Origin of the sequence: Stenotrophomonas sp. LC732, from assembly GCF_052446685.1 — a bacterium.
In the GTDB taxonomy this organism is placed as follows: domain Bacteria; phylum Pseudomonadota; class Gammaproteobacteria; order Xanthomonadales; family Xanthomonadaceae; genus Stenotrophomonas; species Stenotrophomonas muris.
Map to the genome: position 1 here is coordinate 3998751 of NZ_CP199214.1, position 14109 is coordinate 4012859.

A 14109-nucleotide genomic window follows, 5' to 3' on the forward strand; every position below is an offset into this window, starting at 1 on the left:
CTTCCTTGAAGGTTTGGGGGGTTGCCGGCCAGCGGCCGGCACTACCGGAGCGAGCGCATGGCGCGTTTGCGGATGTAGGCATTGGCATCACCAGGGTGCTGCTGTTGCCAGCGCGCGCACAGCGCACGCAGCCACTGCGGCTGTGTCTTGCCGGCATCATTGAGCCAGTTGCCGACCGAGTCCTGCACATAGCGCTCCGGGTCGTCGGCGAGTGCTTCCAGCATCGCCTCTGCAAGTTCCGGCTGCCGCTTGAACAGCGCGACATGTGTGGCCCACACGCCGCGCGGGCGCAGCGCTTCGCAGGCGAAGCGGCGCAGGTACGGCGATCCTTCCTGCGTCCATGGTTGCAGGTACTCCAGCGCCTGCAGTGGTGCGGCAACAATGTCGGCACGCAGCGCCAGCCACGCCCATTCGCGCACGCCGAAGTGTGGGTCGTCAGCCAGTGGCCGCATCGCCTGCAGCTTGGCCGGCAGCGTCGCGTCGGCGTCGCCGCCGATCAGGTAGCAGGCCCAGCCACGCACCGTGTCTGACGCATGCGCCTGCCAGCGCGCAGGCTCCCCCTGTCCGGCTTCGTGCAGCAACCGCGCCGCCAGCGCCATGCGCTGGGTGATGCCCTTCCCTGAGGCGTCGCGCATGCATTGCAGCGATTCCGGCTCAAGGGCAGGCGCCACCACCTGCAACAGCGCGGTGAAATCCACGGCCAGGCATTCGGCCAGATGGGTGGCAGCAGCGCTGCCACTGTTGAGTGCATGCAGCCTTTGCGCAGGAACGGGCGTGCTCATGCTGCCGATTCCCGCCCGCCGTCCGTGTGCTGCCAGACCTTGTGCAGCAGCTGCGACAGCTGCTGCTGTTCACCCGCATCCAGGCCGTCGAACAGGCCGCTGATCCATTGCGTGTGCTGCTCGAACAACGACTCGGCCAAGCGCTTTCCCGGTGCGGTCAATACGATCTGCAGACGGCGGCCATCCCCGTCATCGCTGCGACGCTGCAGCAGGCCTTCACGCTGCAGGCCATCGAGCAGGCCGCTGATGGTGGCACGGGTCACGCCAGCACGCTCGGCCAGCAGGTGCGGCGGCAGCGTGCCACCGGCCCCGTGCAGCAGGAACAGCACGACGAAGCGGCCCTCGCTGAGCCCATGCGGTGCCAGCCGCGCGTCGCAGTCGCGATCGATCGACGAGGACAACGAGAGCAGCTGGAAGCACAGGCGCAGTTGCGCGATGTTGGCGTGGCCGCGTCGCTGCGATTCCTCCAGCAGGGCCTGATGCTTGGCTTCGATCATCTCACGAACGCGATATGGTTAGGCGCCTAATCATATCACCGATAGCCGCTACCTGTAAATCACAGCCGATATCAGGGGAGCTTTCCCAGCAGCACGCGCGCGATCAGCCCGCCACCCTCGCGGTGCAGCAGCTGCAGTTCGCCTGCGTGACGCCTGGCCACGTTGGCGGCCATGGCCAGTCCCAGCCCGGTCCCACCGGTAGCGCGACTGCGCGAGCTTTCGCTGCGCTGGAACGGTTGCAGCAGGCGGACACGATCAGCTTCGGCGATGCCCGGCCCGCGATCCATCACATCCAGCTGCACCCCATGTCCCCACACGGCGACATGCAGCTCCACGGCGCCCGCGTAACGCTCGGCGTTGTCGATGAGATTGTCGACCGCGCGCCGGAGCAGCAGCGCATCGCCATGCCACGGCAGCGTATCCGGGCACTGAAGCGAAATGTCGACCCCGCGCAGCAGCGCCCCTTGCAGGCATTCCTGCAGCAGGGCAGCCAGATCCAGCGAGCGCATCTGCAAGGGCTGCAGCTCGCCGCGTGCATAGTCGAGCACCTGCTCGATCATCGCGTCCATGCGTTCGATGTCCGCCACCATCCGGGCGGCCTGTGGTGCGGGAGCGAACTCGGCGCGCAGGCGCAGGCCGGTCAGGGGCGTGCGCAGGTCATGCGCCACTGCCGCCAGCATATGGGTCATGTCCTGTGCCTGGACCCGCAGGCGTTCGCGACCGGTGCTGATCGCGGCGGCCAGCATCTGCACTTCGCGTGGGCCATCGTCGGGCAATGGCGATTCGGCCTGCAGGTCGACCCGTGCGCTCGCTTCGGCCAGGCGCCGCAGCGGGCGCCCCAACCGGATCGACGCCCACGCCGCCAACGGCGCCAGCAGGATCGCACCGCCCAACAGGGCGAGCATCACCTGGCGGCGCCAGGCCGCCAGGTCACTATGGTCGCTGCCGACCACCCGCCAGCGGCCGTCGGCCTGGCGCATCCCCAGTTCAAACGGCGGCCACTGCATCGCGGTCAGCAGCGCGGCCTGTGATTTCAGCACGCCAGCACGACCGGAGGCGTCCAGTACCGCGCCACCCTCGATGACCTGCACATCGGGCGCCCTGCCCTGCCCCGTCCATGCCAGGCGTACATCCTCGGCCGGCATGCCCATCTGCGCGGCCGCCAGCTGCGCGAGCCAGTCGCTGGCGCTACCTTGGGGGGGCGCGTCCTGCGTCGCCCTGCGCAATCCCAGTGACGCCGGCGCCTGTTCCCCACGCAGTACCTGCATCGCATGGTCCAGCCGCATCGGTGGCGGCGCGGGCCGGGGCATCCAACCCACCACTGCAACGCTGGCCAGGGTTGCCAGCAGCAGGCTGGCCAGCGCCAGCATCGCGATCCAGCGTGTGGTCGACCACCGGCTGCTCACAGCACCTGTACCTCAGCGTCGAAGCGATACCCTTCCCCGCGCAGTGTCTGCACGAGGGCTTCTGCCCCGGACGCGGCCTGCCCGAGCTTGCGGCGCAGGCGGCTGATCGCGAGGTCAATGGCACGGTCCACGCTGTCACTGGCTTCTCCGCGACTCAACTGCAGCAGCTGCTCACGCCCCAGCACCCGCCCGGGACGTTCGGCCAGCGCCAGCAACAGGGAAAACTCGCCACGACTCAGCACCAGCTCGGCACCGTCCGGTGCGAACAGGCGACGCTGGTCGGGCAGCAATCGCCAGCCATCAAACCGCAGCTCGCTGGCCACCTGCGTGCGCAGCTTGTCCTGACGGCGCAGCAGTGCGCGTACCCGCGCCAGCAGTTCACGCGGATCAAAGGGTTTGGCCAGGTAGTCGTCCGCGCCCATCTCCAGGCCGATCACGCGGTCCGGTGCAGCCCCCATCGCCGACAGCATCAGGATCGGGATCGCCCTCGCCTGCAGCCTGCGGCAGACCGACAGCCCATCCTCACCGGGCATCATCCAGTCGAGGATGATCAGGTCCGGTCGTTCGGCCTGCAGCAGCACGTCCAGTGCCGCCGCATCCGCCGCCAGGCGTACCTGGTAGCCGTGCAGCAGCAGGTGGTCGGCGATGGCGTCGCGGATGCTGGCATCGTCGTCGACGACGATGACACGGATGGGAGTACTCATTCGGACAGTATCCAGCACCTGTGTATCAGGACGGTATCAACGCCGATATTCCGGCGATACGCCGCCGTGCGCCAATGGTCACCCACGATCACTGCGGAGTCTTCCCTTGCGCCTCTTCCTGTTGCCCCTGTTCGCCGCTCCCTTGCCTGCGCTCGCCTCCAACGCCGCCGCGCACATCCTGCCGATGTGGATGCAGGGCGGTCATCCGGCGGTGGCCGTCTCGCTGGACGGGCGCGCCGAACCGCTGCGCTTCGTGGTCGACAGTGCCGCGGGGGCAACGCTGGTCGATGCCCGCGTCGTGCGGCGCTATGGCCTGGAGGATGCGGATGCAGAGGTATCACAGGCGCAAGGGGCGAGTGCAGCTTCGGCGCGGTTGCAGCGCATGCGCAGCACGTCCTGGCAGCTGGGCAGCTGGCAGCTGCAGGCCCAAGCCATGAACGTCGATCTGTCATCGTTGCCGAAGGATGATGATCCAGCCATCGACGGCTTGATCGGCAACGATCTGACCGGGCGCTGGGACACCCGTTGGGACTTCGGCCGCAATCAACTGGCGCTGTGGACACCCGGCGGATTGAACCTGGAAGGACCGGGTTGCCAGCCCAATGCGCTGCCCGGCCGCACTGGCGGCCTGCGCCAGTTCGGCTTCATCACGCTTGCACTGGGCGCGCCTGCGGTGGACGCCATCGCCGTGGTCGACACCGGTGCCGCACAGACCGTCCTCAACGCCGAAGCCGCCCGCGCACTGGGGCTGCGCACCGACGGCAGCGACGCGCGGGTGCGGGTGCGTGAAAAGGGCACCGAAGGCCTGGGCGGCGGCAAGCAGGCAACCTGGCTGTACACCCTGCCCGGCATGACCGGCGGCGGCTGGCAGCACCCGTCGATGGAGGTCCGCATCAGCGAACTGCCGGTGTTCAAGGCGATCGGCCTGGAGGGCCGGCCGGCGCTGATCCTCGGTGCCGATGCAATGCGCGGCGGCCAGGTGGACATCGGTGCCGGCGCAGCACGGATCTGCCTGCGCCGGCCGCAGGCCGGCTGACAACTGGCGATGACGCCAGCGGCAGCCCGGCGTAGCATCACCGTGCGCCCCACCAGGAGTTCCACGCATGTGCCGTGCCACCCTGATGTTGCTGACGCTGCTCCCGCTGGCGGTACTGGCCGCGCCGCCACCCGTGCCCTCGCCCACTCGCATCGATGCCGAAGCACGGCGGCTGATGCAGGCGGCCCATGCGCGCGGGATGGCGCTGGCGGTGATCGATGACGGCAAGGTGGTGCATGTGGCCGCCTACGGTGAACGCAACGCCGCAGGCGAGCCGCTGCGCACCGACACCGTGATGTATGCCGCATCGCTCACCAAGATGGCCTTCGGCCACCTGGTCGCACAGCTGGCGCAGGACGGGGGGATCGATCTGGATGCCAGCATCGCCACAGCTCTGGACGTGCCGCTGCCAGACTACCCGCCCGAACCGAAGAAGTACGCCGACTACAGCGTGCTGGCGAGTGATGCACGCTGGCGCCGGCTCACGCCGCGAAAGCTGCTGAATCACGCCAGCGGCTTTGCCAACTTCGGCTTTCTCGAACCGGATGGCCGGTTGAAGTTCCACTTCGAGCCCGGCAGCCGCTACGGCTATTCCGGCGAGGGCCTGATCCTGCTGCAGTTCGTGATCGAACGTGGGCGACTGGGCGAGGATGTGGGTGCGTTGATGCAGCAGCGCGTGTTCGATCGCTTCGGCATGGCGCGCACCAGCATGTCGTGGCGCGCGGATTTCGCCGGCAACCTGGCCGATGGCTGGACCGTCGAAGGCAATACAGAGCCGCACGATCAACGCAGCCGTGTGCGGGCGGCAGGATCGATGGATACCACCATCACCGACATGGCCCACTTCGCCGCCGGTTATGTGCGCGGCGATGGGCTGTCTGCGGCAATGCGCAGGGAACTGGTGCGGCCGCAGCTGCCGATCACCACCGCCAGCCAGTTCCCCACGCTGCAGCCGGAGCTGCCCGTTGCACAGCAGCACCGGGATCTGGCCGCGGGCCTGGGCGTGGTGACCTTCCGTGGCCCCCAGGGTGCAGGCTTCTACAAGGGCGGCCACGACGATGCGGTCGGCAACACCCTGGTGTGCATCGAGCGGCACAAACGCTGCGTGGTGATCCTGGGCAACGATGTACGGGCCGAGGCCACCTTCCCGGCACTGGTGGCGTTCGTGCTGGGTGATACCGGCGTGCCATGGCAGTGGGAGTACGGCGCGGCGAAGGCCTTCGTCGAATGAAGGCGCGATGATCCCTGGGCGGGGAGTGCGGAGGGATGGGAGCAACCATGCATGGCGTGTGGATCCACCTCACGCGTGGATGCCTGCTCCGCTCAGCGCGCCTGCTCGAAGAACATCAGGTACACCAGCCGGCCATTCTCCGGGCGGTCGCCGAACGCTGGCCCGGCGGTATGCCAGAACCAGGGCCGCAGCAGCACCAGCCGGTTGAAACGCATCGGGATGCGCATGGTCATTTCCCACTGGCTGTCGTCGTTGCTGTCGCGCTCGATGATGTCACGATGCATGTCGCCGCCGTTGGCATAGCCCAATGCGGCCAGCTCCGCTGCATCCAGGGCCATGCGCTCGGTGCCGGTACGGCGGTGGCGGAAGAACTCGGTGCCGCCCTCGCAGTGCTCCGGTGCACTCAGGTAGAGGATGCCCGACCAGTGCGAGTGATCGGCGTGCACCTTGGCGCGGCCGGTGTCACCGGCCAGGGTAAGGCGGAACTTGCCGTGCGACTGCAGCGGGTTGACCGGCCGCAGCGGTTCGTTGACCAGCCGCGAGACCGCGCCGGACAGCCCATCCAGTTCCAGCCGCTGCTGCGAATTGCGGCCGGGGAATGCACCCTCCTGCACCGGATAGGTCAGGCCCAGCGCCGCCTGGCGCAGCCCCTGCGCATCGGCAGGAGAAAGGAAGTCGTCGACGACGATGAAGGAGGTAGGCATGGCCACCGAGCGTAGCGATGCGCTGCTGCGGCGGCAACCGGGCAACGAAAAACCCCGCCTTGCGGCGGGGTTCTTCCTTGCATCGGGAGGGCGTGCCGACCAGGGTCGGCAACGACCGCCGGGGACGTGGACTTAGAAGTCCATGCCGCCCATGCCACCCATGCCGCCCATGCCACCGGCGCCACCCATGGCCGGCTCGTCCTTCTTCGGAGCTTCGGCAACCATGGCTTCGGTGGTGATCATCAGGCCAGCGATCGAGGCGGCGTTCTGCAGCGCCGAACGGGTCACCTTGGTCGGGTCCAGGATGCCGAACTGCAGCATGTCGCCGAACTCGCCGGTGGCGGCGTTGTAACCGAAGCTGCCGGTGCCTTCCTTGACCTTGTTGATGATGACCGACGGCTCGTCGCCGGCGTTGGCCACGATCTCGCGCAGCGGGGCTTCCATCGCACGCAGGGCGATCTGGATGCCGTGGTTCTGGTCTTCGTTGGCGCCCTTCAGGCCGGCCAGCGCGGTGATCGCGCGGACCAGGGCAACGCCGCCGCCCGGAACCACGCCTTCTTCAACGGCCGCACGGGTCGCGTGCAGGGCGTCGTCGACGCGATCCTTCTTTTCCTTCATTTCGATTTCGGTCGAGGCGCCGACCTTGATCACGGCAACACCGCCGGCCAGCTTGGCCACGCGTTCCTGCAGCTTCTCGCGGTCGTAATCCGAGGAGGTGTCCTGGATCTGGGTCTTGATCTGCGCCACGCGTGCATCAACGTTGGCCTTGTCGCCGACGCCGTCGATGATGGTGGTGTTCTCCTTGGAGACCTGCACCTTCTTGGCGCGGCCCAGGTCCTTGATGGTGGCCTTCTCCAGCGACAGGCCGACTTCTTCGGAGATCACGGTGCCGCCGGTCAGCACGGCCATGTCTTCCAGCATCGCCTTGCGACGGTCGCCGAAGCCCGGGGCCTTGACGGCCACGACCTTGACGATGCCACGGATGGTGTTGACCACCAGGGTGGCCAGCGCTTCGCCTTCAACTTCCTCGGCCACGATCAGCAGCGGCTTGCCGGCCTTGGCGACGCCTTCCAGCACCGGCAGCAGGTCACGGACGTTGGAGATCTTCTTGTCGTGCAGCAGGATGAACGGGTCATCCAGGTCAGCGGTCTGCGACTGCTGGTTGTTGATGAAGTACGGCGACAGGTAGCCGCGGTCGAACTGCATGCCCTTGACCACGTCCAGCTCGTTGTCCAGGCCCGAGCCTTCTTCAACGGTGATGACGCCTTCCTTGCCGACTTCCTTCATCGCGTCAGCGATGATCTGGCCGATCGACTCGTCCGAGTTGGCCGAGATGGTACCGACCTGGGCGATCGCCTTGTCGTCGGCGGTCGGCTTGGAGATGTTCTTCAGCTCGGCGACGGCGGCCGAAACGGCCTTGTCGATACCGCGCTTGAGGTCCATCGGGTTCATGCCGGCGGCAACGGCCTTGGCGCCTTCGCGGATCAGGGCCTGGGCCAGCACGGTGGCGGTGGTGGTGCCGTCGCCGGCATCGTCGTTGGTGCGCGAAGCAACTTCCTTCACCATCTGCGCGCCCATGTTCTCGAACTTGTCAGCCAGTTCGATTTCCTTGGCGACGGAGACGCCGTCCTTGGTGATGGTCGGCGCGCCGAAGCTCTTTTCCAGCACGACGTTGCGGCCCTTCGGGCCCAGGGTGGCCTTGACGGCATTGGCGAGAACGTTGACGCCGCGCACCATGCGCGAACGGGCGTCTTCACCGAAACGAATATCCTTGGCAGCCATTGCATTTACCTCATTGGTAGCGCCGGACGATGCCCGGCGGCTGGGAGTTTGGGATCAGGTTGAAACAGGTCGCGCCGGGGCTCAGCCGATGACGGCGAGCACGTCGTCTTCGCGCAGGACCTTGTATTCGACACCTTCGCTCTTGTACGAGCTGCCGGCGTACTGGCCGTAGATGACCTTGTCGCCGACCTTCAGCGACGGCGCGCGCACGTTGCCGTTGTCCAGCGGCTTGCCGGGGCCAACGGCCACGACCTCACCCTTGGTGGACTTTTCCTTGGCCGAGTCGGGGATGACGATGCCACCGGCGGAGATTTCGTCGGCTTCGATCGGCTTGACCACAACGCGGTCGTGCAGCGGCTTGATGCTCATAGGAGACCTCTTAAGTGATTGATTGGTCTAAAAAAGTCCGGCGATGTTAGCACTCACCCCAGGCGAGTGCCAGAACCGCACGTGAAGAAACCCGACAACGTCGGGAGCAGGGCAGAGATGGAGCCCCGCCGCCCCCTTTCAAGGGCGGAATGAAAAAATTTTTCCGCCCGCGCGCCTCGGCCAAGGCGTCGGTCTTGGACAATTTCGGTGACAAGCGTCGCACTGTCAGATATCTGACGTTCATTTACGACAAAGTGTCACTGGATCGGCCTTAGGCTCGGTCAGGCATTCCCAATCACAAGGAGTAGTCGATGCGATTGCTGTCCCCGCTTGCCGCCGCCTGCCTGCTGGCACTGGCCGCCGCGCCGGCCCAGGCCGAGGTTTTCATCAACGAACTGCACTACGACGACAGCACCGCCGCCGGTGACGTCGGCGAAGCCATCGAAGTGGTCGCCACCGCGGGCGAGGACCTGTCCGGCTACCGCCTCTACCTCTACAACGGCAGCAATCCTTCGGCGGCCGCGGTCTACGCCAACAACCCGGTCCCGGCCGGCACCGCCGCCGGCTGCGGCAGCGCGACCATCGCCGTGGTCAACTACCCGACCAACGGCATCCAGAACGGCCCCAACGACGGCATCGCCCTGGTCGATGCCAGCGGCAAGGTGGTCCAGTTCCTCAGCTACGAGGGCGCCATCACCGCCTCCGGTGGCCCTGCCGCCGGCATGACCAGCCAGAACATCCCGGTGGCCGAGACCAACAGCACGGCCGCGGGCACCTCGCTGCAGCTGACCGGCAGCGGCAGCCAGTACACCCACTTCACCTGGGCCGAGTCGGCCAGGCAGACCTTCGGCAGCTGCAACAACGGCCAGACCTTCAGTGGCGGCGGAACCCCGGGCCCGAACACACCGCCGTCGGTCTCCACCACCACCCCGGCGCAGGGCAGCAGCACCTTCCCGGCCGCCGCCGACCTGGAAGTGGTGTTCAGCGAGACGGTGAACCTGGCCAGTGGCGCCTTCGCCCTGAGCTGCGGCACCTCCGGCAGCGTGCCGTTGACCTTCCCGGCCAGCGGCCGCAGCGTGAAGCTGTCCACCAACACTGCGCTGGTGGCCGGTGAGGCCTGCCGCTTCGACATCCGCGCCGCGCGCATCACCGACCTGCAGGGCGCGCACCCGGCCGCCGACAGCCGCATCGCCTTCACCGTGGCCAGCACCGGCGGCAATCCGGACCCGGGCAACCCGGGCGTGCCGGCCGGCTATTACTCCAAGGTCAACACCAGCAGCCCCAGCCAGCTGCGCTGCTCGCTGCATGCCACCATCAAGGGCCACACCGCCTACCCTTACAGCGGCTCGGGCACCAGTACCTGGACCATTCTGGAAATCGCCGACGAGGATCCGAACAATTCCGGCAGGATCCTCGATGCATATCGCAACCACAGCTACGCCAAGGTGACCGATCGCGCCGGCAGTGGCAGTGGCCTGAAGTACAACCGCGAGCACACCTGGCCGAACTCGCTGGGCTTTGCCACCACCACCGGTGACAAGGGCCTGCCGTACGCGCCGTATACCGACACCCACATGCTGTACCTGACCGACGCGCAGTGGAACGCCGACCGTGGCAACAAGCCGTTCGGCAAGTGCGACGCCAACTGCGGCGAGCGCGCCACCGAGGCCAACAACGGCCAGGGCGGCGGCAGCGGCGGCTATCCGGGCAACTCCAACTGGGTGCGCACGCCGGACGGCAACACCGGCACCTTCGAGGTGTGGGGCAAGCGCAAGGGCGACATGGCGCGTGCGGTGATGTACATGGCGATCCGTTACGAGGGCGGCAAGGATGCGGCCACCGGCCAGTCCGAGCCGGACCTGGAGCTGACCGACGACCGCAGCAAAATCGTCAAGACCAGCAGTTCGCCGGCCTACATGGGCCTGCTGTCCACGCTGATCGACTGGCACCTGTCCGATCCGCCGGATGATGCCGAGCGTGCGCGCAATGACGTGATCTACAGCTTCCAGGGCAACCGCAACCCGTTCATCGACCACCCCGAGTGGGCAACCCCGGCCCTGTTCACCTCGGCCAAGCCGGCCACCTGCCAGCTGGCCAACTGACCGCGCAACGCAGCGGTCCACTGCCGCCGCCGGGCCCTGACCCGGCGGCGGCCCTATACTCGGCGGTCATGTCGACCGTCGATCCCGTCCTGCTGCTGTTGACCACCTGCCCGGACCGGGCCAGTGCCGAGCGCATCGCGCACGCGCTGGTCGGCGAGCGCCTGGCGGCATGCGTGACCCGCCTCGATGGCGCGCAGTCGACCTACCGCTGGCAGGGGGAGGTGACCACCGACGCCGAACTGCAGCTGCTGGTGAAAACCACCGCGAGCCGCGTCGATGACGCAATTGCCCGGATCGTCGCACTGCATCCGTATGAACTCCCGGAGTGCATCGCGGTCGAAACCCGGGCCGGCCTGCCGGCGTATCTGGACTGGATCCGGGCACAGACCCGGGAGGACACTGATTGAAGACTCTGTTTGCGCGCGGCGCCGCCTTGTGCGCCCTGTTGTGGCTCTCGCTGCCGGCCTTCGCGCTGGATGAGAAGGACCTGCTGCCGGTGGACCAGGCGTTCGCGCTGACCGCCAGTGCCCCCGAACGGGGCCAGGTGCAACTGCAGTTCAAGATCGCACCGGGCTATTACCTTTATCGCCACCGCACCAGCGTCAAGGCCGACCCGGCCTTCAATGCCGGCGCGCTGCAGATGCCCAAGGGCGACAAGCACCACGACGATTTCTTCGGCGAAGTCGAGACCTATCGCGAGCGCCTGCAGGCCACCCTGCCCGGCACGCCGTCCGAGGCTGCCGGCACCATCAGCCTGGAAGTGCGTTACCAGGGCTGCGCCGATGCCGGTGTCTGCTACCCGCCGCAGAAGCGCGTGGTGCAGGTCACCCTGCCGGGCGCCGGTGCGGCGGCGGCGGTGCCTGCCGCGCGTGCCGGTGCGGCCAGCCCGTTCAACAACCCGCTGGCCGGTGCCGGCAACAGCGGTGGCCTGCGCCTGCCGGGCGCGGCCAACAACAGCCAGGCCCTGCCGCTGCCGTCGGAACAGGCGTTCGGCTTCGATGCCATCGCCAGTGACGGCAACACCCTGCTGCTGCGCTTCAGCCCAGCGCCCGGCTATTACCTGTATCGCGACCGCACCTCGCTGAAGCTGGAAGGCAGCGCCGGCGTGCTGGCCGGCAAGCCGCGCTGGCCAGCCGCGCAATCGCATCGCGACGAGCACTTCGGCGATGTCTCGGTCTACTTCAACCAGGTGGAAGTGCCGCTGCCGCTGCGCCGCACTGTCACTGATGCCGTCGACAGCACCTTGGTGGTGACCTTCCAGGGCTGCCAGACCGATGGCATCTGCTACCCGCCGATGACCCGCCGGGTGAAGCTGTCGATTCCCGCTGGCAAGCTGTCCGCCAGCATTGACCAGGCGCCAGCGCGCAACGAGGTGATCAGCCCGCTGCCCGCCGCCGGCGTGCCACGTGAATCCGCCAACGGCGCACCGTTGCGCCTGCTGCCGACCGTCCCCAACGACGGCATTGCCACTCCCGCCGCCAGCGGCAGTGAGGGTGCGCGCAATGAGTTCGCCGCCGACGCGCGCGATGGCAACGCACTGCGCACGCGCCCACCGGCGACAACCCCGAACCCGGACCGTTCGTTCGTGTGGGTGCTGCTGCTGGCGCTGGCCGGTGGCCTGGTGCTGAACCTGATGCCCTGCGTGCTGCCGATCCTGTCGCTGAAGGTGCTGAGCCTGGCGCAGAGTGGCGAAAGCCCTGAGCGGGCACGCAGCCATGCCCTCTGGTACACGCTGGGCGTGCTGGTCGCGTTCGCGGTGATCGGCGCGCTGATGGTGGGCCTGCGCGCGATCGGCAACGCCGTCGGCATCGGCTTCCAGCTGCAGCACCCGGGCGTGGTGGCGGCGCTGGCCTACATCATGTTCGCGGTGGGCCTGAGCCTGTCCGGCGTGTTTACCCTCGGCGGTGGCATCGGCAACCTCGGCCAGTCGCTGGCCAGCCGCAGCGGGCCGGCCGGCGATTTCTTCACCGGTGCGTTGGCCTGCCTGGTCGGCAGCGCCTGCGTCGGCCCGTTCATGGGCGGGGCGATCGCCTACGCGTTCATTGCCCCGCCGCTGAAGGCGATGACCGTATTCCTGTTCCTCGGCCTGGGCCTGGCGCTGCCGTTCCTGCTGATCGGCTTCGTGCCAGCGCTGGCACGCCGCCTGCCCAAGCCCGGCCCGTGGATGGAAACGCTCAAGCACGTGCTGGCCTTCCCGATGTATGCCACCGCGCTGTGGCTGCTGTGGGTGCTGGGCAAACAGCGCGGCGTGGACGGCATGGCACTGGTGCTGGGTGGCCTGCTGCTGTTCGCCTTCGGCCTGTGGCTGTTCGAGCGCAATCGCTGGACCGGCTCGCGTGCGGTGACCCTGCTCGGCGTGCTGCTGGCGATCGGCGCGCTGGTTCCTGCCTGGGGCGTGACCCAGCTGGCACCACCGGCGCGGGCCGCACAGGCCGCCAGCGAGAACGTGGTCGAGTATTCGCCGCAGTTGCTGGACCGCCTGCGTGCGGACAACCGCGTGGTGTTCGTCAACATGACTGCCGACTGGTGCGTGAGCTGCAAGGCCAATGAACGTGCCGTGCTGTCGCGGCCGGAGTTCAAGGAACTGCTCAAGCGCACCAACGCGGTGTACATGCGCGGTGACTACACCAACGTCGACCCGCAGATCACCACGTTCCTTGAAGAGCACAAGGCCGTGGGCGTGCCGCTGTACGTGGTGTACGGCCCGGGTGCGCCGCCGACCGTGCTGCCGACCCTGTTGACCCAGGCGGTGGTCGAGGAAGCGCTGCTGCGCACCGCACGATGAAGTGGCAACGGCCAGCGCTGCTGTGGACAGCGGTGCTGGCCGCCGGCCTCGGCCTGTGGGCCGGGCATCGATTCTCACCCGGCCCGTCTGCACCGGCCGCGGCAACGACGGCTTCCACAGCGACGGCCGTGAAGCCTGCCCTGCAGGTGGGTGATCCCTTGCCGGCGCTGATCCTGCCGGACCTGGCGGAACAGCCGCTGGACCTGCGCGCCCGCTTCGCCGGCCGGCCGCTGCTGATCAATGTCTGGGCCAGCTGGTGTGCGCCCTGCGTGGAAGAGATGCCCGAACTGGCCCGCTTCGCCGAAGCCCAGGGCGACAACGGTGTGCAGGTGCTGGGCATTGCGCTGGATGCTCCGGACGACGTGCGCGCTTTCCTGCTGCGGGTGCCGGTGGACTACCCGATCGTGGTCGAGACGCCGGGGCCACGCGATGCCAGCGTGCAGCTGGGCAATACGCAGGGCCTGCTGCCCTACAGCGTGCTGTTCGATGCACAGGGACGGCGGGTGAAGGCAAAGCTGGGGCCGTTCGCCCACGGCGAGATCGACGGCTGGGTGAAGTGAGGGTGTTTTTGCAGGGCTTGCAGCCCTGCACCCTGCTCAATGCAACGGCAACAGCCAAAGCGGGCTTTCCGTGGGATGGCGGGGCGCTGTGGCCGTGCAGGACACGCCGTAAACCCGTCCGTGGGGGCTCGATGGCGCCATCCATGGCGCC

General features: G+C 67.7%; 13 protein-coding genes. 6 read left to right on the forward strand and 7 right to left on the reverse strand.

The genetic code is table 11. The features are described from left to right. Nucleotides 1-41: 41 nt before the first annotated feature. The 4 genes from ACT6SE_RS18885 to ACT6SE_RS18900 form a co-directional block, all read right to left on the reverse strand. Nucleotides 42-782 (reverse strand): DNA alkylation repair protein, encoded by a 741-nt coding sequence (locus ACT6SE_RS18885; RefSeq protein ID WP_014648587.1) that lies wholly within the window; start codon nt 780-782, stop codon nt 42-44. Continuing rightward, nucleotides 779-1279, reverse strand: coding sequence for a MarR family winged helix-turn-helix transcriptional regulator (locus ACT6SE_RS18890; RefSeq protein ID WP_046432771.1), 501 nt, complete (start codon nt 1277-1279; stop codon nt 779-781). The genes ACT6SE_RS18885 and ACT6SE_RS18890 overlap by 4 nt, the downstream gene beginning before the upstream one ends. Before the next feature lie 71 nt (nt 1280-1350). Further along, the gene (locus ACT6SE_RS18895; protein WP_046432773.1) at nt 1351-2649 is read right to left on the reverse strand and encodes an ATP-binding protein; all 1299 of its coding nucleotides are present in this window, start codon (nt 2647-2649) and stop codon (nt 1351-1353) included. 32 nt (nt 2650-2681) lie between these two features. Continuing rightward, nucleotides 2682-3389 (reverse strand): response regulator transcription factor, encoded by a 708-nt coding sequence (locus tag ACT6SE_RS18900; RefSeq protein WP_014648590.1) that lies wholly within the window; start codon nt 3387-3389, stop codon nt 2682-2684. 106 nt (nt 3390-3495) lie between these two features. Between ACT6SE_RS18900 and ACT6SE_RS18905 the strand changes: the two genes are divergently transcribed. Then, nucleotides 3496-4425, forward strand: a complete 930-nt coding sequence (locus ACT6SE_RS18905; RefSeq protein ID WP_046432775.1) for a retropepsin-like aspartic protease — start codon at nt 3496-3498, stop codon at nt 4423-4425. A 67-nt stretch (nt 4426-4492) separates the two neighbouring features. Beyond that, the gene (locus ACT6SE_RS18910) at nt 4493-5656 is read left to right on the forward strand and encodes a serine hydrolase domain-containing protein (RefSeq protein ID WP_014648592.1); all 1164 of its coding nucleotides are present in this window, start codon (nt 4493-4495) and stop codon (nt 5654-5656) included. 92 nt (nt 5657-5748) lie between these two features. Here ACT6SE_RS18910 and ACT6SE_RS18915 read toward each other — a convergent pair whose 3' ends face one another. The 3 genes from ACT6SE_RS18915 to ACT6SE_RS18925 all read right to left on the reverse strand — a co-directional run bounded on the left by ACT6SE_RS18915 (nt 5749) and on the right by ACT6SE_RS18925 (nt 8511). After that, nucleotides 5749-6360: a DUF6445 family protein gene (locus tag ACT6SE_RS18915; protein WP_032958237.1), complete on the reverse strand. Its 612-nt coding sequence runs from the start codon at nt 6358-6360 to the stop codon at nt 5749-5751. Between the two features lie 132 nt (nt 6361-6492). Then, on the reverse strand, nt 6493-8142 hold the full coding sequence (gene groL, locus ACT6SE_RS18920; protein ID WP_005411226.1) for a chaperonin GroEL: 1650 nt from the start codon (nt 8140-8142) through the stop codon (nt 6493-6495). Between the two features lie 81 nt (nt 8143-8223). Continuing rightward, the gene (locus ACT6SE_RS18925) at nt 8224-8511 is read right to left on the reverse strand and encodes a co-chaperone GroES (RefSeq protein ID WP_005411227.1); all 288 of its coding nucleotides are present in this window, start codon (nt 8509-8511) and stop codon (nt 8224-8226) included. A 311-nt stretch (nt 8512-8822) separates the two neighbouring features. On the opposite strand from ACT6SE_RS18925, the gene ACT6SE_RS18930 reads away from it, so the two are divergent. The 4 genes from ACT6SE_RS18930 to ACT6SE_RS18945 all read left to right on the forward strand — a co-directional run bounded on the left by ACT6SE_RS18930 (nt 8823) and on the right by ACT6SE_RS18945 (nt 13958). Next, a complete protein-coding gene (locus ACT6SE_RS18930; RefSeq protein ID WP_014648594.1) occupies nt 8823-10613 on the forward strand; it encodes an endonuclease in 1791 nt (596 codons plus the stop codon). A 68-nt stretch (nt 10614-10681) separates the two neighbouring features. Further along, nucleotides 10682-11020, forward strand: coding sequence for a divalent-cation tolerance protein CutA (gene cutA / locus ACT6SE_RS18935; RefSeq protein ID WP_014648595.1), 339 nt, complete (start codon nt 10682-10684; stop codon nt 11018-11020). Then, entirely contained in the window at nt 11017-13398 is a 2382-nt protein-coding gene (locus ACT6SE_RS18940; RefSeq protein WP_014648596.1) for a protein-disulfide reductase DsbD family protein, read from the forward strand. Before cutA ends, ACT6SE_RS18940 begins: the two co-directional genes overlap by 4 nt. Then, on the forward strand, nt 13395-13958 hold the full coding sequence (locus ACT6SE_RS18945) for a TlpA family protein disulfide reductase (protein ID WP_046432778.1): 564 nt from the start codon (nt 13395-13397) through the stop codon (nt 13956-13958). The genes ACT6SE_RS18940 and ACT6SE_RS18945 overlap by 4 nt, the downstream gene beginning before the upstream one ends. The last annotated feature ends 151 nt before the right edge of the window (nt 13959-14109 follow it).